Here is a 20,800-nt window from a genome sequence, read left to right as displayed (position 1 = left end):
CCGTCAGCGGCCGGCGCCGTCGAACGCGTCGGTGACGAGCGCGGCCTGCGCGGCGCGGAGCCGCTGTGAGAGCGCCGACTTGCTGATGTCGAGTTCGGCCGCGAGGTCGCCGAGCGCGACGTTCTCGTCGGCGTCGAAGTAGCCGCGGACGACGGCGAGTTCCATCCCCTCCCGCTGTTTCGGGGTGAGCGCGGACAGGTCGACGGTCGCCTGTTCCGTCGCCTCCGGCCCATCGACGACCGCGAGCCTGACGAGCCGGACGCCGTCGAGGATCTCGCGGAGCCCGGCGACGATCTCGCGGACGAGCCCCCGGTCGTCGACGTAGGTCGTCACGAGCAACAGCCCGTCCTCGCCTCGCCGCACGTGGGGGACGGCGCCGAACTGCTGGAACACGCGACAGAGACAGTCGTCGGTCACCTCGCCGCGCCCGCGAACCAGCCCCGGACGGTCCGTCGGTCGGAGGTCGACCGTGCACTCGTCGCCGACCGCGTTGATCGTCGCGGCCGCGGCGTCGTCCGTCGCCTCGACGACGGGGCAGTCCCAGTCGTCGCTCGGCGTGACCTCGAGGTCGACGCGGAGGCGGCGGCCGTCACCGGCGGCGTCGGTCATACGAATAAAAAGCGATCGGGCCGCTTAGGTGTTCGGCGCGTTGTCGTCGGGCGAGAATCTCGCTCGGGATCTCGGCGGTCCGAAAGCGGCTCGTGCGGCCGTGAAGACGGCGACCGCGCTCAGTCTTCGGGCTCGGGCGCCGCCGGCTCGTCGCCCTCGTCGCTCGCACCGTCGCTCTCGGCGGGCGCCTCGCCCTCCTCGGAGCGGGCGGCCACGAGGGCGCCGCTGGCGACGCTGTACATCGGTTCTTCGGCCGAGCGCACGCCGCTGATCGAGAACGGGATGTTGGCGTCGTCGAGGTGATCCGCGAACAGGTCCGTGAACCCGTTCGGGCTGGAGGTGCCGCCGGTGACGACGACGGGCACATCGAGGCCCTCCTCGACGTCCTCCTCGTCGACCTCGCGGGAGATGTTCTCGATGACGTAGTCGATCAGGTTCTCGTAGTAGATGGCGAGCGCGCCCTCGACGCCGCCGACGTCGGTGCGGAAGTCGAGCTCGAAGTCGTCCTCCTTGATACTCGTCACCTTGTCGACGGGGGTGCCCGTCGCCTGCGCGGTCTGCTCGTCGACCCAGTCGCCCCCGCGCGCGATGGAGAACTTCATCACGGGCACGGCGTAGTAGGAGAGACAGACGTTCGTCATCCCCGCTCCGAAGCTGATCCCGAGGCCGGTGAAGTTGTTGTCGGCGAGCTCGGAGTAGATGACGGCCATCCCCTCGTTGATCGGTTCGGGGTCGTACCCCATGTCGCCGAGCATCGATTCGAGCGTCTTCTCGTGGTACAGCGTCGTGAGCGGCGAGTCGATCGGGTCCGCGGGGCTGGAGTAGAACAGGCGCTCGTTCGGCCGCGAGGGCTGGCCGACGACCTGTTCGGTGATGAGCTTGATCATCGGAATCGCGGAGGCCTCCTCGCTGGAGAGGATGCCGTGTTGCATCGGGCGGCGCGTCTCCTTGTTGAAGATGTTCGCGAAGTTGAGGGCGTCGTCGCCGACGACGTACACCTTGTCGTCCTTCCGGATGTGGAGGACCTCGCTGCGGGAAAGCATCTGTTCGGCCATATCGCTGTACTCGATCTCGACGAACGAGTTGCGCTGCTGTACGAACACCGTCTCCGCTCCCTCCTGTCGCGCCGAGAGGATGTTCATCGTCCCGACGTCAAGGCCTTTAGCCATACGCGGACGTTTCATTCCGCCCATCATAAACGTTCGTGGCGGTGGCGTCGTCCGGCCGACACCACCCCGGATCGATCGGCCGACACCACCCCGGATCGATCGCCGTCCCGGACCGATCGGCCGACGCCATCCCGTGCCGCTTATGTGCGACGACGCGGTGGTCGGAGACGAGTTGAACGACACAGCACGCGGGGTGGTGGAGCTAGCGCGCCCGGGCAACTGCGTTGCGGCGGGGCTGTTGACGGCGACCGGCGCGTTCGTCGCCGGGACGGAGGGCGCCGCGGTCGCGGCCGCGATCGCGACGGTCACGACGGCGTTCGCGGTCGCCGCGGGCAACGCGATCAACGACTACTTCGACCGCGACATCGACGCCATCAACCAACCGGACCGCCCAATCCCGCGCGGCGCCGTCTCGGCGCGCGGCGCGCTGGCCGTCTCGGCGGGCTGGTTCGCCGCCGCGGTCGCGCTGGCGCTGGCGCTCCCGCCGCTGGCGCTCGCCATCGCCGCCGTCAACCTCGCCGCGCTCGTCACCTACACGACGATATTTAAAGGGACGCCGGGGCTCGGCAACCTGCTCGTCTCGTACCTCGTCGGCTCGACGTTCCTGTTCGGCGGCGCCGCCGTCGGGGCGCCCCGAGCGGTCGTCGTGCTCGCGCTGCTCGCCGGGCTCTCGACGTTCGCCCGCGAGGTGATCAAAGACGTCGAGGACGTGGTCGGCGACCGCGAGGAGGGGCTCACGACGCTGCCCGTCGCCGTCGGCGAGGACCGAGCGCTGTGGATCGCGACCGGCGCGCTCGTCGTCGCGGTGGTCGCCAGCCCGGTTCCGTACCTCACGGGGACGTTCGGCGTCGTGTACCTCCTCGTCGTCGCCGTCGCGGACGCGGTGATGCTGTTCGCCTGCTACGAGAGCTTCGCGAACCCGACCGCCGCCCAACAGCGGTTTAAATACGGAACGCTGCTCGCGGCGCTCGCGTTCGTGGTCGGGCGGGCCGCGCTGTTGGTGTGACTCGATGACGACGACCGTGTCGAGGCTCAAACCGGTGCAACGAAGACGACCAGAGACGGAGCGGCCGCTCCGCGAGTCAGTTCGCGCTTAAAAAGGATCGCTCGACGGCGGACGGTTAGGTGACGGTCACGCGACGTTGAAGCCCTTATCGCGGAGGAAGTCCTCCACGCGACCCGAGTGGTTCCCCTGTAGCTCGATGGCGCCGTCCTCGACGGTGCCACCGCAGGCGAACTTCGATTTGAGATCCGAGGAGAGTGAACTGAGGTCCACGTCCTTCGGGTCGAATCCTTCGATGACCGTTACCTCCTTACCGTACCTGCGCTCGTCGATGCGGATGCTGATCTGCTGGGACTCTTTCGCGACGTCTTCGCAGACGCAGAGTTCCTGGGGCAGTCCGCACGTCGAGCAGACTTCCGACATTACGGTCGAATCTACATGGTGCCCGTATTAAATAGTGTCGGGAGTGCGAGCCGGATGCACGTCGAACGGCGACCGCGAACCGCGGGTTCGTGCGTCCGACTCGCACGCGTTCGGGCTCGCGCGACCCGCGACCACGTCGTCGATTGCCGACCGATGATCACCGACCGCCGAACAGCCGGCCGACGCCCGGGAGCCGCTCGAGCGTGAGCCGTCTGACGATCCGCCGCGCCTCCGCCGCCTCGCTCCGGGTCACTGTCCCGGCGTACGTCGCTCGCTCGTAGATCTCGCCGACCGCCTGCACCCGCTCGTCCGCCCCGCGGACGCGGACCGCCTCGAGGTACTGGCGGGGCGTCTCCCCCGACCGACGGGGCCGATACCGGCCGGCGAGCAGCCGTTCGAGCGTCGCGAACGCCCGGCGGGCGTCCTCAGACGGCGCCGCCCGCGAGGGGAGCCAGAGCCGGGCGGCGGTTCGCGCGCGTGCCACCGCCCGGACGCGGCGCGCTCCGGCGGCGACGGCGGCGGCGAGCAGCAGCCAGACGGCGGCCGCGGTCCCCGAGGGGACTGGAAGCCACCCGTCGCCGCCGCTCCCGTCGTCGCCGTCACCGATCCCGCCACCGTCCACGCCGGTCCCGGGTACCAGCTCTCGTCGGGGGACCTCGCCGCCGGCCGCCCCGGCGGTATCGTTTCCGCCGTCGCCCGCGGCGGTGTCGTTCCCGTCGTCGGTCGCGTTCGTCTCCGCGGTCGGTCCGTCGTCCGCTGACGGGTCGACGTCGGCGGACGAGCCCTCGAACTCGAGCGACGTGTCCACCGACGACTCCGCGGTGTCGACGTTCTCGTCGCCGTCCGCGCGCGCCTCGGCGAGCTGCGCCTGCCGGATTCGGTCGCGGTCGGCGGCCGGCGTCGGGTCGAACTCGACCCAGCCGTGCTCCGGGAAGTACACCTTCACCCACGCGTGGGCGTTCTGCCCGCGGACGACGTACCGGTCGTCGCCGACCGCCTCGCCCGTCGTGTACCCCGTCACGAACTGCGCCGGGACCCCCTGCGAGCGCAACATCGCGACCATCGTGGTCGCGAAGTAGGTGCAGTACCCGGCGTCCATCTCGAAGAGGAACGCGTCCGCGACGTCGCCGTCCGGCTTCTCGACGGTCAGCGAGTAGTCGTACTCCTCGATCAGGTACCGCTCGATCGCGACGGCCTGATCGTACGGGTTCTCGGCGCCCGCCTCGGAGACGATCGCATCGGTCCGATCGCCGACCCGGTCCGGCGTGCTCTCCGGGAGTTGGGTGTACCGCGCCTCGATAGCGGGGTCGTACTCCGTGCTCGCGTTGCGTAGCTCGGCCGGCTCCGCGTCGAGGACCCGGCTCTCGACAGTCGCGACGTCGCCGGGTACCAACGGAGCGCCGAGCCGGATCGTCTCCCGCTCGTCGACCCGTGCGGTTGAGCTCCCCGCACCGCGCGCGTCGACCGCCTGCCACGGGGCCGGAAGCAGTCGGGTCTCCGACGCCGGCTCGATCGTGACGTTCGCCGTCGTCGTCTCGCCCGGCGGGCCGTCGAGCGGGCCGTCGAGCGCGGACTGCTCGCCCGAGCGCACCCACCCGTCGCCGGTGTACCGGTCGTAGGCGTTGGCGTGCCAGTTCGACGCGATCGGGCTCTCGATCGTGTACCTGACCTCGGGCGAGAGCCGCGTCGGACCGACGATCTCGACCCGGTCGTCGGCCCCCAGCGTCGACTCCAGCGTCGGGTTCCCGCGGTCCAGCGCCCAGGGCTGTGCCGCGCCCGCCGGCAGCACGGTGACGGTCGCGCTCACGAGGATCATCGCGGCCAGCACCGCGGCGAGCGTGCCGCCGTGCGACCGGAGCCGCCCGGGCGCGGAGAGGGTGTCGAGCCCGGCGGTGAGCGCGATCCCGACGACGCCGGCGAGCGTCGCGGTCCCGCCCGCGTCGCCGGTGAGCACGAGGAACGACAGGGTTCCGCCGGCGACCGTCGCGGCGGGCACGTGGCGTCCGCGGCCGGCGAGGTAGCCGACGAGGAACGTCGGCACGGGTGCGACCGCGAGTATCCACACGTCCGCGAGCGCGAGTCGGAGCACCGAGAGCCCGGTCAAAAGCGAGACGACGTCGTACGCGACGCTCTCGACCGAGAAGACCGCCCGTTGGCTCGCGGGGATCGCGAAGTAGTAGCCCGCCAGCGTCGCGGCGAACAGCGCCGCAGTCAGCCGAACCGCGGTGCGCTCGCGGACGACGCGGGCGAGAGCCGCGCCGGCGACGCCAGCCGTGGCGACCGCGACGGCCGTCCGAATCGTCCCGCCGACCACGTCCGTCGCACCGAGGAACACGGCGAGGTACGCTCCCGTGACGAGCGCGACACCGGCGACCGCGGGATCGGCGATTCCGGGCGGGAGGACGCCCAGCGGTCCGACGCCGCCGGGTGCCGACCGATCGCCCGTCGAGCGGTGGGGAGCCGACCGGTCGACCGCCGAGCGCTCACGAGCCGCCCGTTCCCGGTCCGATCGCATTCGGTCGAGAAGGCTCCGGTCGCTCATCGTCCCGACGCCTCCGTGGCTCGCCGATCCGCGCTGGGAGCGCCGGGGACGCTTCGGGCGCCCGGAGCACCGCCCGCGTTCCGGGCCGCCCGTTCGCCCCGCTCCGCCGGGCCGTGCGCCGGTGTCCCGGTGAGCGCCTCGAAGTCGACCGTCCGATCCCCGAGTTCGTACCGCGCGCCGTCGGCGTCCGCGACCACGCGCACGTCGGCGTCCTCGACCGCGACCCGTCCCGGTCCGGTCCGCGCGGCGAGTTCGAGCACGGTCCGCCGCCCCCGCTGGCCCGGGTCGGCGGCGACGGTCCCCGCCGGAAGCGCCACGTCGACGGGCACGCCGTCGTCCAAGAGCGCGACCGCGAGGCTGGCGGTCGCGGTCGCGAGTCGGTCGTCGCCCGCGAACCCGTCGTCGCCCGCGCGGTCGCCGACGGTCTCGCCCGCGATCGACACTCGGCCGCGGTCGGTCTCCGCGGCGAACTCCTTGACGACGATCTCGTCGCGCTTCGCGGTCGACGGCCAGTGAACGTCGCGGAGCGCGTCGCCGCGAGCGTACTCGCGCAGCCGGTCGAACTCCTCCCGCTGCCGGCCGACACCGAGCGCGTCGGGGGCGGACAGCCGTCGACGGAACTCGGCCGGGATCGGACGACAGGCGGGGTACGCGAGCGCGGTGTCGACCTCGTCGATCACGGCCCGCCGCTCGAAGAGCCCGAACACGTCGGTCGCCGTCACCGTGACGGGACCGAGCCGGCGCTCGCCGCGCCGCCGGTACCGAACGGCGTACGAGACGCCTCCCGACGCGCCCGCGGTGGTCGCGATCGGCTCCGTCTCCCCGGTCGTCCCCGTCGTTCCCGTCGCTCCCGCGAACCCGTCGTCGAGCCGGTCGGAGACGAGCGCCGGAAACGCCGGTGACACCGGCTCACCGAGGGTGTCGCCGTACAGCCGGAGGCCGACCTCGCGCGTCTCGCCGACGGCGCCGTCCGCCGGCCCGGTCCGACGGACGCTCGGGTCGGAGAGTCTGGCGACCTGGTAGTACCCCGCGGCGAGCGCGACGACACCGGGGAGCACGACCGCGTTGAGCGAGCGCGTGCCGACCGCCAGCGCCATGACGATCGCGACGGCACAGACGCCGCCCGCGATCCGCCCCCGGCGCGTGAGGGTGATCGTCGCCACGGCCGCTCACTCCACGGGGACGCGTTCGAGCGCGTCGGCGACGACGTCGGCGCCGTCGGTTCCGCTCGCGCCCGTCCTGATCCGGTGGGCGAACACCGTCTGCGCTTCCCGCTGGACGTCGTCGGGGATCACGTACCCGCGCCCGTCGAGCGCGGCCCGCGCCTGCGCACACCGGAGCAGCGCGAGGCTCCCGCGCGGGCTGACGCCGAGGCTGGCGTTCTGTCGGGTGTCGACGGCCAGTCGAGCGACGTATCGGCGGACCGTCTCCGCGGTCTCGATCGCGCCGACGGCGGCGCGGGCGGATCGCACGTCCGCGACGGTCGCCACCGGTTCGATCGCGTCGACCGGGTGGTCCGCGACCATCCGGCCGATGATCTCCGCCTCCTCGTCGGTGTCGGGGTAGCCGAGGCGGATCTTCTTGGTGAAGCGGTCCACCTCGGCCACCGGAAGCTCGTACGTCTGCCCGGGCTCCACGTCGTTCTGGGTCGCGATCACGCAGAAGGGGTCCGGCAGCTCGCGGGTCACGCCGTCCGTCGTCACCTGCCGTTCCTCCATCGCTTCGAGCAGCGCCGACTGGGTCTTCGGCGGCGCCCGATTGATCTCGTCGCCGAGCACGACGTTGCCGAACACCGGCCCCGGCTGGAACTCGAAGGCGTCGGTGCGCCGGTTGAACACGTTGACCCCGGTCACGTCGGAGGGGAGGAGATCGGGGGTGAACTGGACGCGCGTGAACGAGCCGTCGATCGAGCGCGCGACCGCCTTCGCGAGGGTCGTCTTCCCGACGCCGGGAACGTCCTCGATGAGGAGGTGACCGCGGGCGAGCAGGGTGACGAGCACGTGTTCGACTGACTCTCGCTTCCCGACGATCACCTCCTCGACGTTGGCCGTCACGCGATCGACGAGGGCGGCGACGTCGGCGACGGACATCTCCGTCGACGCACCGGTGTCCGCGGTATCGGTGTCAGACGAGCCGGTATCAGCCGCATCGGCGTCTGGTGAGGTGGAATCGGACGCGTCGGTCGCGGCGCCGACGGACCCCGTCTCGGTCGGGTCAGTCATGTGACCGATCGTCGGAGACCAACGGCCACCGGCCGCCGGGCGAGACGGTTGACCGGGCGTCTACGGAGACCGCCTCGGCGAAAATCGTGCGAACGCTACCCATGGTCATTAATATGACTCGACTACGGGAAGCAGCGGCATATGCGTTCCGCCGGCTCCGCCGTCCCCACCGGCTCTCGGGCCGGTCTCGTCGGTGTACGGTGATCGAGTCGGTCTCGCCGCGGCGGTCTCGTCGGGTTGACCTCGTCGGGTTGACCTCGTCGGGTTGACCTCGTCAGGTCGACCCCGTCGGAGCGTCGGCGCGTCGAATCGGTTATGGAAATTGCCAGGCTAAAAACCCGCCCTTCAGGGCGGGGAGGATGTCAACGGTCGCGGACGTTCCGTCCGACGGGCTCGCCGAACGACTCGGCGCCGGTGACGGGGTCTCGCTCGTAGACGACCTCGCCCCTGACGAGCGTTAGCTCCGGGAACACGCCCTGTACCCCCTCGAAGGGCGTCCACCCGCACGCGCTGTGGAGCGCGCCGGCCTCGATCTCGCGCGGGTTCGTCAGGTCGACGAGGATCAGGTCGGCGTCGGCCCCCGCCTCGATCCGGCCTTTCCCCTCGATGCCGAAGATCGACGCCGGGTTGGTGGCGACGACGTCGCGGACGCGCTCGATCGGGAGTTCGCCGGTCCGAACCGATTCGAGAAGCAGCGGGTACAGCGTCTCCACACCGGGGACGCCGCTCGGCGCCTCGCGGAGCCCCTGCCGCTTCTCGGCGACCGTGTGCGGCGCGTGGTCGGTGGCGACCACGTCGACGTCGCCGTCGCGGAGCCGCTCGAAGACGGCCGCCCGGCGCTCCTCGGACCGGAGCGGCGGGTTCATCCGACCGAACGTGCCGAGCCGTCCGGCGTTCTCTCGCGACAGAAAGAGGTGGTGGGGCGTGACCTCGCAGGTCGCGTCGGTGTCTGCGACGGCGTCGATCCCCTCCGGCGTCGACGTGTGCGCGATGTGCACCTGCGCGTCGCTCGCGTCGGCGGCGTCCAGCGCGCGTTCGACGGCCGCGGCTTCGGCCTCGGCCGTCCGGTAGGCGGACCACGCGTCGGCGGCCGCGGCGGTCCCGACGCCGCCGAGGTCGCCGCCGAGCGCCGACTCGTCGAACAGCGTCTCGTCTTCGGCGTGGACCGTGACGGGCACGTCCCGGGCGGCGGCCTCGGCGAGCGCCTCCTCGAACAGGTCGAGCGCGATCCCCATGTCGCCGGTCGAGTCGGCGAGGAACACCTCGCCGAGCGCGAACAGGGGGCGCTCGAAGAGGCTCTCGGGGTCCCAGTCGGCGGTGACGCCGCCGTTGATCCCGTAGTCGACGTGGGAGGCGGCCGCGAGGGCGGCCTTCTCGTCGAAGGCGTCGCCGTCGACGGTCGGCGGCGAGGTGTTCGGCTGGTCGACGACCGTCGTGACCCCTCCGGCGGCCGCGCTCCGTGAGCCCGAGGCCCACGTCTCCTTGTGGCTCCCGCCGGGCTCGCGGAAGTGGACGTGGACGTCGATGGCGCCCGGCAACAGGTGTCTGCCGCGCGCGTCGACGACGCGCTCGCCGGCGTCGGCGTCGAGTCCCTCCCCGACCGCCTCGATCGCTCCCTCCCGGATCCGGACGTCGCGGACCCGTCCGTCGGCCAGTTCTGCGCCCGTGATGAGCATGGATACGCGCTCGCGTCGGGCGGGTTAAATCGTGGTGATCCGAGCGGCGCCGACCGCGATCGACCCAAAACGATTTGTCGCGCGCGGCGGCCCTTCGAGCATGGCCGTTCCCTCCGTCGCTCCGGTCTTCCCTCTCGCTCTCGCCCTGCTTCCCGGCACTTCTCCCGCTCTCGCCGTCGTCGACACGGCGGTCGGGTGGGTCTTGACGCTCGCGCTGCTCGCGCTCCCCGGGATCGCCGCCGCGGTGCTGTGGTCGCCGTTCCTGCTCGCGGCGCGGTTCCGCGCGCTGTTCGTCGCGCTCCCGCCCGCCGGGCGGCTCGTTCCGTCGTACGTCGGCGTCGCACTCGGGCTCTCGGTCCCCTACGTCGCCGGCATTCTGCTCACGGTCGGGCTCGTCGACCCGGCGGGCCCCGGCTGGAGCAGCGGTCTCGTCGAGACCGCGCTGGCGGGCGGCGTCCTCGTCGCGCTCGTCGCCCCGACGGCCGCCGTGCTCGGGCTCCCGCGGCTCGGCGTCGACTGGGACCCGACCGGCTACGGCCCCGGCACGTGGGCGCTGCTCGTCGCTGCCGGGCTGTGGTACGCGGCGGTCGCCGCGGCGCCGCTGTTCGCGCTCGCGGTCGTCTTCGCGCTCCCCGGCGGATACTGATCGAGAATCTCGGCGCGTCCGTCGATCGACGGTGGCGGCGATGATGACGGGGGTGACGACGACGTAGTATATAAATGACCGAACGCGGTGGCGCGCTCCGGTGAGCGCCTTATAAAGGCGCGAACCGAGCGAGAGGGAGTCGCTGGCGCCGTCGGCGCCAGCGNATGACCGAACGCGGTGGCGCGCTCCGGTGAGCGCCTTATAAAGGCGCGAACCGAGCGAGAGGGAGTCGCTGGCGCCGTCGGCGCCAGCGGCGAGGCTGGGGAGGCGTGAGGTGCGGAGCGGTGCGGTTGCGGACCGGTGCGGTTGCGGAGCGGTGCGGTTGCGGAGCGGTTGCGGAGCGGTTGCGGAGCAGTTGGGTGTCGCAGGCGTTGGACAGGGCCACTACTCCACCGACGATTTGTAAGCGATCGACCGGAGCACGGTAGCGTTCACCGAGCCGCCGCTGGCGATTATTTATAAGTGGCCACCGCGGGCCGCGTGGCCGTGCACCGCACTCACCGAGCTATCGGTCCGACGAGACGGTACCGACGCTCCGATACGGTTTTGGGCCGTCCGGCGGAACCACCGACAAATGCTGTCTCGACAGTTCGTCCGGCAGAACCCCGAGGTCGTCCGCGAGGCGCTCGCCAACAAGGGCGTCGACGTGGACCTCGACCGGATACTCGACGTCGACGAGGAGTGGCGAGAGCTGAAACAGCGCGGCGACGACCTGCGCCACGAGCGCAACGAGGTCTCCTCGAAAATCGGCGAGCTGAAAGCCGCCGGCGAGGAGGCGGAGGCGCAAGAAGCGATCGAGCGCTCGCAGGAACTCAAGGCCGAACTCCAGGATATCGAGGACCGCGCCGACGAACTGGAGGCCGAACTGGAGCAGTCCCTGCTCGAACTTCCGCAGATTCCCCACGAATCGGTGCCCGTCGGCGCCGACGAGTCGGAGAACGTCGAGCGGCGCCGCGAGGGGTTCGACGACCGCCGGGAGCTTCCCGACGACGTGATTCCGCACTACGACCTCGGCGAGGAGCTGGAGATCCTTGACTTCGAGCGCGGCGCGAAGGTCGCCGGCGGCGGCTTCTACGTCGCGAAGGGCGACGGCGCCCGACTCGAACACGCGCTGATCCAGTTCATGCTGGACGTCCACCGCGAGCAGGACTACCACGACGTGTTCCCGCCGATCCCGGTCAACTCCGACTCGATGCGGGGCACCGGCCAGCTCCCGAAGTTCACCGAGGACGCCTACCGGATCGAGGGGACGAACGAGGAGCCGTACGAGGACGACGACCTCTGGCTGCTCCCGACCGCGGAGGTGCCCGTCACGAACCTCCACCGCGACGAGATCCTGCTCGGCGAGGACCTCCCCCTCAAGTACCAGGCGTACACGCCGAACTTCCGGCAGGAGGCGGGCGAGCACGGCACCGAGACGCGCGGAATCGTCCGCGTCCACCAGTTCAACAAGGTGGAGATGGTGAACTTCGTCCGGCCCGAGGAGAGCGAGGAGCGCTTCGAGGGGCTCGTCGACGAGGCCGAGGAGGTGCTCCGCCGCCTCGAACTCCCCTACCGCGTGCTGGAGATGTGCACCGGCGACCTCGGGTTCACGCAGGCGAAGAAGTACGACCTAGAGGTGTGGGCGCCCGGCGATGACATGGACGAGGGCCCCGAGGAGGGCGGCCGCTGGCTCGAGGTCTCCTCGGTCTCGAACTTCGAGGACTTCCAGGCGCGCCGCGCCGGGATCCGGTTCCGCGAGGAGCACCACGAGTCGGCCGAGTACCTCCACACCCTGAACGGCTCCGGGCTCGCGGTCCCGCGGATCGTCGTCGCCATCTTGGAGTACTACCAGAACGACGACGGCACCGTCACCGTCCCCGAGGCGCTGCGCCCGTACATGGGCGGGACCGAGACCATCGAGGGGCACGACGCCGTCGGCGAGACGAAACTGGGCGGCGAGTAGGCGGCGCGCGTCGCTACTGGTTTTCGAGGGCGTCGAGGACGCACGCGGCGGCGATCACCGCCTCTTTCGGCACGTCGCTCGCGTCGTCGATGGTGACCGTGTAGGCGTCGCGCAGCGAGAACTTCCCCTCGATGTCGCCGACGTGACCGCCGTCGGCGTCGAAGATCTCGTACTTGTTCGGGACGAGGTTCGCGACGGAGATCAGGTGCCGGAGCGCGGACATCGCCTTGCTCTTCGACCGGATCGTCGCCAGCGCCGCCCCCGTGTCGGGGTCGCGGATCGTCCAGTTCTCGACGAACAGCGAGAAGTCCTCGTCGAGGACGACGACCTCCTCGCCGGTGCCCGAATCGACGATGGCGTAGTTGCCGGCGACGTCCATGATCCCCCCCCGCCTTCACGGTGAACGCGTCGTCGCCGTCGCCGGTGACGAACGGGAACTCCTCTTTCAGCTTGAACATCTTCTGTTTCCCGCGCAAGACGACGGTGCCGTTGCTGTCGCGAACGGCGTACTTGTTCCGGATCGCCGACTGCTTGACCTCGTACCGGTCGTCGTCGAGATCGACCGTGGAGATGTCGTACGCGGTCGACGTCGATCCGAACGCGGAGGGCTCGTTCATAAGTCCCGAGAGGTCCACGTTCGGAAAAAATCCTTCCGTTCGTCCCGGAGGCGGTCCCCGTCCGCTCACATCGGCGATCGCTACGGGGTCAGCCGCCCGATAGAGAGCCACTCCACGTCGGCGTCGAGGGGCGCATTCTCACCACCGTCCTCCCCCACCCTGGCCAGCGCGAACACCATCTCCTTGCGGACGCCGCCCGCGAGTCGCACGTCGAGCGACAGTTCGCGCGGCGAGAATCGGTGGTCGGGGGCGACGACGCGCACGAGGTGCTCGGAGTGCGGGAGGTCGTCGACCGTCTCCACGTCGAGGTACGTCCGGAAGTCGGCGCCGAATTTGAAGCCGGTCTTCGGGACGGTGTCGGCCTCGCGAAGCCGTCGATATACGGCGAGGCGACGGTCGAAGCGCTCGCCCTCGACCGCGCGGCCGCGGGCGACGATGGCGGCGGCGGGGCCGTCTGTCTCTGTGGCGCCCTCGCTGAGCGATTCGCCCGCCGCGTCCACCGACGCCGACAGCGACAGCGCCCCGTCGGCCGCCAGCGACGCCGCCTCGACCAGCGAGAGCTGGATCGCCCCTTCGACGGCCGCGGCGCGGCCGGTGAGCGGCTGGCCGTAGAAGCCCCGCTCGTAGAGGGGGTCCGGGGCGTCCCAGACGACGACCCGATCCGAGAGCAGGACGCCCGTCACGCGCTCCGCGGGCTCGTACTCGGTCGTCCCCGAGAGGTCCGCGCGGTCAGCCGCGAAGTACGTGATGTCGGACTCCTCGTCGACGACGGCGAGGGTGCGGCCGGCGAGCCCGGCCGCGGGAAGCGACTCGCGCTCGCCGACGACCTGCACCGGGTACTTCACGTTCCCCGTGTCGGGCGTCGACCCGCGTTCGTAAGCGACGAAGTCGACCGCGTCGGCGACGGGGGCGTCTCCGCCGGGCCAGGGGTCGCGGGCCGGCGAGAGGTAGAAGCCGCGGTCGCGGAGGTCGGCGTACACGAGGTAGCGCACCGCGAAGCGGTCGGCGGCGGCCGCGCTCTCGACGAAGAAGCGCTCGAACCCGGCGGCGTCGCCGTCGGTGTCGCTGTCGGTGCCGCGTCCGCCGTCGGAATCGAGAGTGACGCCGGCCAGGTCCCCGCGGAACAGCAGGTGGGCGGCCTCGACGCGCGAGAGCTCGATCTCGTTGCCGTCGAGCGGGCGCCCGTAGCCGCGGGAGTCGTAGAATCGCTGGCGGGCGTCGCCGGCGACGCGGACCGCGCCGTCGCGCAGGTGCCCTGTCGGTTGCATACCTAGCCGCCCGCTCGCGGGAGGGAAGGGGGTTGCGGTCGGCGGTCGGCGGCCGACAGTCGGCGGCCCGGACCGACGGCGCGAGCCGGGTCGCCGATCGGCGACCGGGCCGGACAAGGATAAAGAGCCGGCGGCGACTACGACGGCCATGAACGACACCGCCGCCCTCCGGCTCACCGTCCGCGCCGCCGAGAAGCGGGACGCGGGCCGCGGCATCGCCCGGCTCCCCGAATCCGCTCGCAAGCGACTCGGCCTCCTCAGCGGCGACACCGTCGAGATCCGCGGCGAGCGGACCGCGGTGGCGAAGGTGTGGCCCGGGGGCGCCGACGCCCGCGACGGCTCCGTTCTCATCGACGCCGACACCCGAGCGAACGCCGGCGTGAAAGTCGGCGACACCGTCGCGGTCGGCCCCGTGGACGTCGAGGACGCGACCCGCGTCGTCCTCGCGGCGCCCGCTCGTCTCGCCGACGTCGACGTGAGTCGCGAGGTCGTCGAGCGCGCGCTCGCTCGGGACCTCCGCGATCGGCCCGTCACCGAGGGCGAGGCGGTCCACGTCGAGCGCCTCGGTGGGCTCCGATTCGTCGTCGCCGAGACGCGGCCCGACGGCACGGTGCGAGTCACCGACCGAACCGACGTATCCGTCGTGTACGAGGAGCGCGAGGGCGCCGAGAGCCGGGCGACCGGGACGGCCGGGGGGGCCGGGACGGCCTCCTCGACGACCCCCTCGACGGGCGCCTCCGGGACCGCGCCGACTGGGGGCGACGGCGGTTCCGCCGGTACCGACGGCGTCGACGGCGCCGCACCCCCCGCAGAGCACACCGCCGGCGCGACCTACGAGGACATCGGCGGTCTCGACGAGGAGTTGGAGCTGGTTCGCGAGACGATCGAACTCCCGCTCTCGGAGCCGGGCGTGTTCACTCGCCTCGGCGTCGACCCCCCGAAGGGCGTCCTGCTCCACGGGCCGCCGGGCACCGGGAAGACGCTCATCGCGCGCGCCGTCGCCAACGAGGTGGACGCCACGTTCATCACCGTCGACGGCCCCGAGATCATGTCGAAGTACAAAGGCGAGAGCGAAGAGCGCCTCCGGGACGTGTTCGAGCGCGCGAGTCAGGAGGCCCCCGCGATCGTCTTCTTCGACGAGATCGACTCGATCGCGGGCAAGCGCGACGACGGCGGCGACGTGGAGAACCGCGTCGTCGGCCAGTTGCTCTCGCTGATGGACGGGCTCGACGCCCGCGGCGACGTGATCGTCATCGGCGCGACCAACCGCGTCGACAGCCTCGACCCCGCGCTGCGCCGGGGCGGTCGCTTCGACCGCGAGATCGAGATCGGCGTCCCCGGGGAGGCGGGCCGCCGGCAGATCCTCGACGTCCACACGCGCCGGATGCCCCTCGCGGACGACGTCGACCTCGACCGCATCGCGAGCCGGACCCACGGGTTCGTCGGCGCCGACATCGAGGGGCTGACACAGGAGGCGGCGATGATCGCGCTCCGGCGGGCCCGGGAGACGGACGCGACGGCGCTGGCCGAGGTGACGGTCGGACGGGCCGACTTCGAGGCGGCCCACGCCGCCGTCGAACCGAGCGCGATGCGCGAGTACGTCGCCGAGCAGCCGACCACCGATTACGCCGACGTCGGGGGGCTCCCGGACGCCAAGGCGAAGCTGGATCGGGCGGTCTCGTGGCCCCTCACCTACGGGCCGCTGTTCGAGGCGGCTCGCGCCGACCCGCCGACCGGGGTGCTGCTCCACGGGCCGCCCGGCACCGGGAAGACGCTGCTCGCGAGAGCGATCGCGGGCGAGAGCGGCGTCAACTTCATCCAGGTCGCCGGCCCGGAGCTGCTCGACCGGTACGTGGGGGAATCGGAGAAGGCGGTCAGGGACCTGTTCGATCGCGCCCGCCAGGCCGCCCCCGTCATAGTCTTCTTCGACGAGATCGACGCGATCGCGGCCGACCGCGACGGCCCCGGCGGCGACGGGTCGGGCGTCGGCGAGCGCGTGGTCTCCCAGCTGCTCACGGAACTGGACCGCGCGAGCGACAACCCCAATCTGGTGGTGCTGGCGGCGACGAACCGGCGGAACGCCCTCGATCCCGCGCTGCTTCGCCCGGGGCGGTTAGAGACGCACATCGAGGTGCCCGAACCCGATCGCGACGCCCGTCGGAAGATCCTCGACGTCCACACCCGCGAGAAGCCCCTCGTCGAGGGGGTCGACCTCGAACGACTCGCCGACGAGACGGAGGGGTACTCCGGCGCGGAGATCGCCGCGCTCTGTCGGGAGGCGGCGCTCCAAGCCATCGAGCGCGTCGCCGACGAGCACGGCGCGGCCGCCAACGACCACGCCGACGAGGTCGGCATCACCGGCGACGACTTCGCGGCGGCGCTGGCGACGATCCAGCCGGCGAACCTGTGAGAGTCGATGACCGCCGACGGAGACGGGCCTGTTCGGGACGCCGACGCCGGTGACGAGGCAGGCCGGAACAGCGGCGGAACGCCGCGGGGGCCGCCGACCGTCAGCGAGCTCGCCGCGAGTCTCACCGCCGCGGTTCGGTCTCGTCCTCCGGCCGAGCTCGCGCTCGTGTTCCTCCCGCTCCCGGCGCTGCTCGTCGCCGTGAGCCTGCTCCCGGGGTCGTCGGCGTGGCGGCTCTCGCTGGCCGCCGAGGGCGTCTTCGAGAGCCGGTGGACGCTGTGGACCGCGTTCGCGTCGAGCTACGTCCACACGACGACGACGCACCTCGTCGATAACGTCGTGAACTACTGGCTGCTGCTCGCGGTCGCGTACCCGCTGTCGGTCGTCGCCGGGTGGCGACGCCGGCTCCTGTACGCGGCGCTGACGTACCTCTCGGTCGTCCCGATCGTCTCCGCGTGGGCGACGATCGTCGCGCTCGGCGGGCTGACGAACGCGCCGACCGCGGGGTTTTCCGACGTGAACAGCGCGTTTCTCGGGTACCTCGTCGTCGTCTGGTTCGCCGCGCTGGCGACGGAGACGAACGGGAGCGGAGCGGTCGACCGCAGCCCGGACGGCGGCCTCGTCGGCATCGACGCTCGATGGGCGGCCGTCGTCGCGCTCGCGTCGCTCGCGGTCGCGTATCTCGTTCCGAGCGGCGCCGGCTACTTTCCGCCGCTGCCGGCGGTCGGCGGCCTGTTCGCCGTCGCCGCGGTCGCCGTCGCCGCCGGGCTGCACGCGGTCGCCGGGCGGCCGCGGGTCGTCGGACTGAACCTCGCACCCTCGCGGGAGTTGCTGTACGTCACCGGTGCGAGCGTCGCCGCCGCCGGGGTGATCGGGTCGATGGTGCTCGTCCCGTTCGGCAGCAACGTGTTCGCGCACCTCGCGGGGTACGTCGTCGGCTTCATCGTACCGTTTCTCGCCGTGATCGCGGACGAGTCGTCGGCTGCCGGCTCGGGGTGACCGCGTCGCGACGCCGGTTTACTCGTGACTGTGACCGTGTCCGTGGCCGCTCGTGGCGTCGTCGCCCTCGGCGGCCGCGTCGACGACGGCGTCGGCACCGAACTCGTCGACCGGGGTGACGCTGTAGTCGACCGTGAGAGTGTCTTTCGTCGCGCGGATCTTGCCGACGAACGCCGAGATCTCGTCGAGTTTCCCTTCCAAGACGAACAGCTCCATGCAGTAGCGCGAGCCGACGTGGCTGTGGAAGTTTGAGGCGACGAGCCCCTCGTGTTCGTGGCGGAGTCGCATCATGCGCTCTTCGACGCTCGTGGTCTCGTAGTCGAAGAGCACGGTGACCACCGCCATCAGATCCCTGTCCTCCAGTTTCGCGTCCTCGAACTCGCCGAGCAGGTTCCGGGAGGCCTCCCGAACGACCTCGCTCCGGCCGGTGTAGCCGTGCTCGTCGGCGAATCCGTCCAGTCGCTCCAGTAACTCCTCCGGCATCGAGACGCTGACGACCGTCATATATTAACTGAAGGCGTCGATGTTGTTAATCCTTGAGGTTCGAGCGGGGAACGTCGCTCGGCGCGATATCGTCTCCGGCGTCGTCCGCGGTGTCGCTCTCGGCCGAGCCCCCCGCGACCAGCGCCGAGAGCCAGTCGTAGTGGTCGCGGAGCGCTCGTTCGCCGGCGTCGGTGAGCGCGTACACGTCGGCGATCCCCTCGGTGCGGCGGTCGAGGTGTCCGGACTCGACCAGCGAGTTCAGCGTCGCGTAGAAGGACCCGGGATCGATCCGCTCGTCGTAGTGCGATTCGAGACGGTTCTTCAGCGACTGCGCCCGCAGTTCGCCGGCGTCGTACAGGAGCGCACACAGGTCGCGCCGGCGCCCGCTGTGGAGCCACTTCGTCATGTACCCGCATTCGTCCGCCGCCTGACGACCGTTTCGGTCACGTCGCGTCGAGCAGTTCGTCGAGTCGGGTGACGCGGCGGTCGCCGAGCACGCACCGGCCCCGGTCCTCGTGGCCGACGCGTTCGACGTGGACGGCGTCGAGCCCGGCGTTCCAGGCGGCGCCCACGTCGCTCTCGCCGTCGCCGACGTAGTAGCCGCGTTGGGTTCCGGGGTCGACGCCGAGCTCCGCCATCGCCAGTTCGATCGGGTCGGGGTCCGGCTTCCACCCCGTCTCGTCGGTACAGCAGACGACCGCGTCGAACCGGCCGTCGAGGTCGAGGCGGTCGAGAACGGGATCGGCGAGGAACCGCTGGCAGTGCGTGACGAGCCCGGTCGGCCCGCCGACGTCGTCGAGGTGATCGAGCAGGCGCGCGGCGTCGTCGTGGAGCGCGGTCGCTTCGGCGCGGGCGATCGGGTCCTCAACGTCGTGGAAGGCGGGCCAGAACGCGGTCGGGTCGACGCCGATCTCGCGGAGCGTGTCGCCGCGCGCGCCGCCGAGCCCGTGCCAGAGCACGTACGCCTCGCGGTCGCTGAAGCGGCGGCCCAGGCGGTCGCCGACGCGGTCGAACACCGACCGCGTGTACGACCACTCGGCGTCGACGAGGGTGCCGTCGAGGTCGAACAGGTGAAAGTCGTAGTCGGCGGGGACCATGGGCCCGTCTGTAGGCGAGCGACCGACAAGTGCGTTGCGGGGATGGTCGGTTCGATTCCGACCGCACCCGCCGACTCCGGTCGCACGTTCCTATTCCGGTCGCACGTTCCTATTCCGGTCGCACGTGAATCGACGAGCCGAGGTACTTGTGGAGGACCTCGTCGACCGACTCGGCGTTGAACCGGTCGAGGTCCGCGCCGATCGCGGTTTTTAGCGCCGCGAGGTACGCCTCGTCGGTGCGGAGTTCGCGGAACGACGCCGCCACGACCTCGACCCCGAGGCGGTCGCCGGCGAGCCGTCGGAACGACGGTTCGTCGCCGATCTCGCCGCGCCAGAGCCGGTCGCGGAAGAACAGCCATCCGTCCGTTTCGGGGGCGCTCGCGGGGATCTCCATCGTCGTCTCGAACCGGTCGGGATCGACGGCCGCGTCCCTCGGGTCGAGCCGGAACGCGACGGCGAACACGTAGGCGGCGTTCGGGGGGCCGTCGGCCGCCGCCGGGTCAGTCGACACGGGGGCCATCGCCGAAACGACGCTCCCCGAGAGGATAAAAGTACATACCGGTCGGTCGTGTCGAACAGGATGTATGTTGCATCGCCTCCGCGACCTCGCGGCTCGCGTGTACCGCCAGCACCTCCGCCGCGAGATCGAATCGGTTCCGGATCACGTCGCCGTGATACAGGACGGAAACCGTCGGTACGCCCGCGAGCGGGGCGACGACGCCCCCCAGGGCCACCGGGCGGGCGCCGACACCACGGAACGCGTGCTCGACTGGTGTGCGGACCTCGGCGTCACCGAACTGACGCTGTACGCCTTCTCGACCGAGAACTTCGAACGCCCCGCCGAGGAGCTCGAGCCGCTGTTCGACCTGCTGGAAGGCAAGCTACGCGAGTTCGCCGACGCCGACCGCGTCCACGAGCAAGGCGTCCGCGTCCGGGCGATCGGTGACGTCGAGCGGCTCCCCGAACGCGTGCGCGACGCCGTCGAGTACGCGGAGCGCCGCACCGCCGACAACGACCAGTTCACCCTCAACATCGCGCTCGCGTACGGGGGGCGGACGGAACTGCTCGACGCGGCTCGCGGGATCGCCACCGACGTCGCCGCCGGAGACCTCGAGCCGGAGGCGGTCGACGTCGAGACCGTCGAGGACCGCCTGTACGACCGACCACTCCGTGACGTCGATCTCATCGTTCGGACCGGCGGGGACGAGCGCACCTCCAACTTCCTCCCGTGGCACGCGAACGGTAACGAGGCGGCGGTGTACTTCTGTGCGCCGTACTGGCCGGAGTTCTCCGAGGCCGAGTTCCTGCGGGCGATCCGCACTTATCAAGCGCGCGAGGCGTCGTGGCAGCGGGCCCGTGCGGAGCGGGCCGTCGCGCTCGTGCGGGCGGTCGCGGAGGTCGAACTCGCCGAGGCCCACGCCGTCGCGGGGCGGCTTCGAGAGCGCGTCCCGCGGCTCGACGGGGACCTGCTCGACGCGGCGCTGCCGGGCGGGCGCGGCGACGCCGCCGGTCGGAGGGTCCCGGAAGACGCCGGCGGCGAGGACGACGCAGGCGACAGGAGGGACGGGTCGGCAGATGCAGGCGGGTCGGCAGAAACAGACGACTCGGACGGCGAGCGCGACGAGCGCGACGAACGCGACGAGTCGACACCGACTGAGACGGAGTCGAAGCTCGCGGACTGACTGGGTTCAGCG

Annotated in this window: 18 protein-coding genes and 1 pseudogene; 6 read left to right on the top strand and 13 right to left on the bottom strand. The window is 71.3% G+C overall.

All coding sequences use genetic code 11. The annotated features are described in order from the left end of the window. Nucleotides 1-3: 3 nt before the first annotated feature. The gene (locus tag C461_RS08455) at nucleotides 4-609 is read right to left on the bottom strand and encodes a helix-turn-helix domain-containing protein (protein WP_008000341.1); all 606 of its coding nucleotides are present in this window, start codon (nucleotides 607-609) and stop codon (nucleotides 4-6) included. A 119-nt stretch (nucleotides 610-728) separates the two neighbouring features. Continuing rightward, entirely contained in the window at nucleotides 729-1,778 is a 1,050-nt protein-coding gene (locus tag C461_RS08450) for a hypothetical protein (RefSeq protein WP_008000339.1), read from the bottom strand. A gap of 172 nt (nucleotides 1,779-1,950) precedes the next feature. Here C461_RS08450 and C461_RS08445 point away from each other — a divergent pair, with 172 nt between their 5' ends. After that, on the top strand, nucleotides 1,951-2,784 hold the full coding sequence (locus C461_RS08445; RefSeq protein ID WP_049906473.1) for a geranylgeranylglycerol-phosphate geranylgeranyltransferase: 834 nt from the start codon (nucleotides 1,951-1,953) through the stop codon (nucleotides 2,782-2,784). A gap of 126 nt (nucleotides 2,785-2,910) precedes the next feature. On the opposite strand, the gene yciH is transcribed toward C461_RS08445, so the two are convergent. The 5 genes from yciH to C461_RS08420 form a co-directional block, all read right to left on the bottom strand. Further along, nucleotides 2,911-3,204, bottom strand: coding sequence for a stress response translation initiation inhibitor YciH (yciH, locus tag C461_RS08440; RefSeq protein WP_004596695.1), 294 nt, complete (start codon nucleotides 3,202-3,204; stop codon nucleotides 2,911-2,913). 157 nt (nucleotides 3,205-3,361) lie between these two features. Next, nucleotides 3,362-5,746: a transglutaminase TgpA family protein gene (locus tag C461_RS08435; RefSeq protein ID WP_008000336.1), complete on the bottom strand. Its 2,385-nt coding sequence runs from the start codon at nucleotides 5,744-5,746 to the stop codon at nucleotides 3,362-3,364. After that, complete coding sequence (locus tag C461_RS08430; protein ID WP_008000335.1) at nucleotides 5,743-6,909, bottom strand: DUF58 domain-containing protein; 1,167 nt, start codon at nucleotides 6,907-6,909, stop codon at nucleotides 5,743-5,745. Before C461_RS08430 ends, C461_RS08435 begins: the two co-directional genes overlap by 4 nt. 6 nt (nucleotides 6,910-6,915) lie before the next feature. Beyond that, complete coding sequence (locus C461_RS08425) at nucleotides 6,916-7,968, bottom strand: AAA family ATPase (RefSeq protein ID WP_008000334.1); 1,053 nt, start codon at nucleotides 7,966-7,968, stop codon at nucleotides 6,916-6,918. 362 nt (nucleotides 7,969-8,330) lie between these two features. Continuing rightward, nucleotides 8,331-9,644 carry a dihydroorotase gene (locus C461_RS08420; protein WP_008000333.1) on the bottom strand — a complete coding sequence of 438 codons (1,314 nt, stop codon included), beginning with the start codon at nucleotides 9,642-9,644 and terminating at the stop codon, nucleotides 8,331-8,333. A 100-nt stretch (nucleotides 9,645-9,744) separates the two neighbouring features. On the opposite strand from C461_RS08420, the gene C461_RS08415 reads away from it, so the two are divergent. Both C461_RS08415 and serS read left to right on the top strand, forming a co-directional pair. Next, complete coding sequence (locus C461_RS08415; RefSeq protein ID WP_008000332.1) at nucleotides 9,745-10,290, top strand: hypothetical protein; 546 nt, start codon at nucleotides 9,745-9,747, stop codon at nucleotides 10,288-10,290. A gap of 574 nt (nucleotides 10,291-10,864) precedes the next feature. Further along, complete coding sequence (gene serS / locus C461_RS08410; RefSeq protein WP_008000331.1) at nucleotides 10,865-12,235, top strand: serine--tRNA ligase; 1,371 nt, start codon at nucleotides 10,865-10,867, stop codon at nucleotides 12,233-12,235. 13 nt (nucleotides 12,236-12,248) lie between these two features. On the opposite strand, the pseudogene C461_RS08405 reads toward serS, so the two are convergent. Then, a pseudogene (locus C461_RS08405) lies at nucleotides 12,249-12,852 on the bottom strand (LURP-one-related/scramblase family protein). 80 nt (nucleotides 12,853-12,932) lie between these two features. Next, a complete protein-coding gene (endA, locus tag C461_RS08400; protein WP_008000325.1) occupies nucleotides 12,933-14,120 on the bottom strand; it encodes a tRNA-intron lyase in 1,188 nt (395 codons plus the stop codon). A 148-nt stretch (nucleotides 14,121-14,268) separates the two neighbouring features. Here endA and C461_RS08395 point away from each other — a divergent pair, with 148 nt between their 5' ends. Next, nucleotides 14,269-16,530 (top strand): AAA family ATPase, encoded by a 2,262-nt coding sequence (locus tag C461_RS08395; protein WP_008000323.1) that lies wholly within the window; start codon nucleotides 14,269-14,271, stop codon nucleotides 16,528-16,530. A gap of 6 nt (nucleotides 16,531-16,536) precedes the next feature. Continuing rightward, entirely contained in the window at nucleotides 16,537-17,526 is a 990-nt protein-coding gene (locus C461_RS08390; protein ID WP_008000320.1) for a hypothetical protein, read from the top strand. 18 nt (nucleotides 17,527-17,544) lie between these two features. On the opposite strand, the gene C461_RS08385 is transcribed toward C461_RS08390, so the two are convergent. The 4 genes from C461_RS08385 to lwrS form a co-directional block, all read right to left on the bottom strand. After that, the gene (locus C461_RS08385; RefSeq protein ID WP_008000318.1) at nucleotides 17,545-18,030 is read right to left on the bottom strand and encodes a CopG family ribbon-helix-helix protein; all 486 of its coding nucleotides are present in this window, start codon (nucleotides 18,028-18,030) and stop codon (nucleotides 17,545-17,547) included. 25 nt (nucleotides 18,031-18,055) lie between these two features. After that, nucleotides 18,056-18,415, bottom strand: coding sequence for a PadR family transcriptional regulator (locus tag C461_RS08380; RefSeq protein ID WP_008000316.1), 360 nt, complete (start codon nucleotides 18,413-18,415; stop codon nucleotides 18,056-18,058). A gap of 37 nt (nucleotides 18,416-18,452) precedes the next feature. Next, entirely contained in the window at nucleotides 18,453-19,106 is a 654-nt protein-coding gene (locus C461_RS08375) for an HAD family hydrolase (RefSeq protein ID WP_008000315.1), read from the bottom strand. A gap of 109 nt (nucleotides 19,107-19,215) precedes the next feature. Continuing rightward, entirely contained in the window at nucleotides 19,216-19,626 is a 411-nt protein-coding gene (lwrS, locus tag C461_RS08370; protein WP_008000314.1) for an LWR-salt protein, read from the bottom strand. A gap of 64 nt (nucleotides 19,627-19,690) precedes the next feature. Here lwrS and uppS point away from each other — a divergent pair, with 64 nt between their 5' ends. After that, nucleotides 19,691-20,788 (top strand): polyprenyl diphosphate synthase, encoded by a 1,098-nt coding sequence (uppS, locus tag C461_RS08365; RefSeq protein ID WP_008000312.1) that lies wholly within the window; start codon nucleotides 19,691-19,693, stop codon nucleotides 20,786-20,788. Nucleotides 20,789-20,800: the final 12 nt, after the last annotated feature.

The organism is Halorubrum aidingense JCM 13560 (assembly GCF_000336995.1).
Taxonomy (GTDB): Archaea; Halobacteriota; Halobacteria; order Halobacteriales; family Haloferacaceae; genus Halorubrum; species Halorubrum aidingense.
Note: the sequence above shows the minus strand (reverse complement) of the source record. Positions and strands in the feature narration are given on the sequence as shown.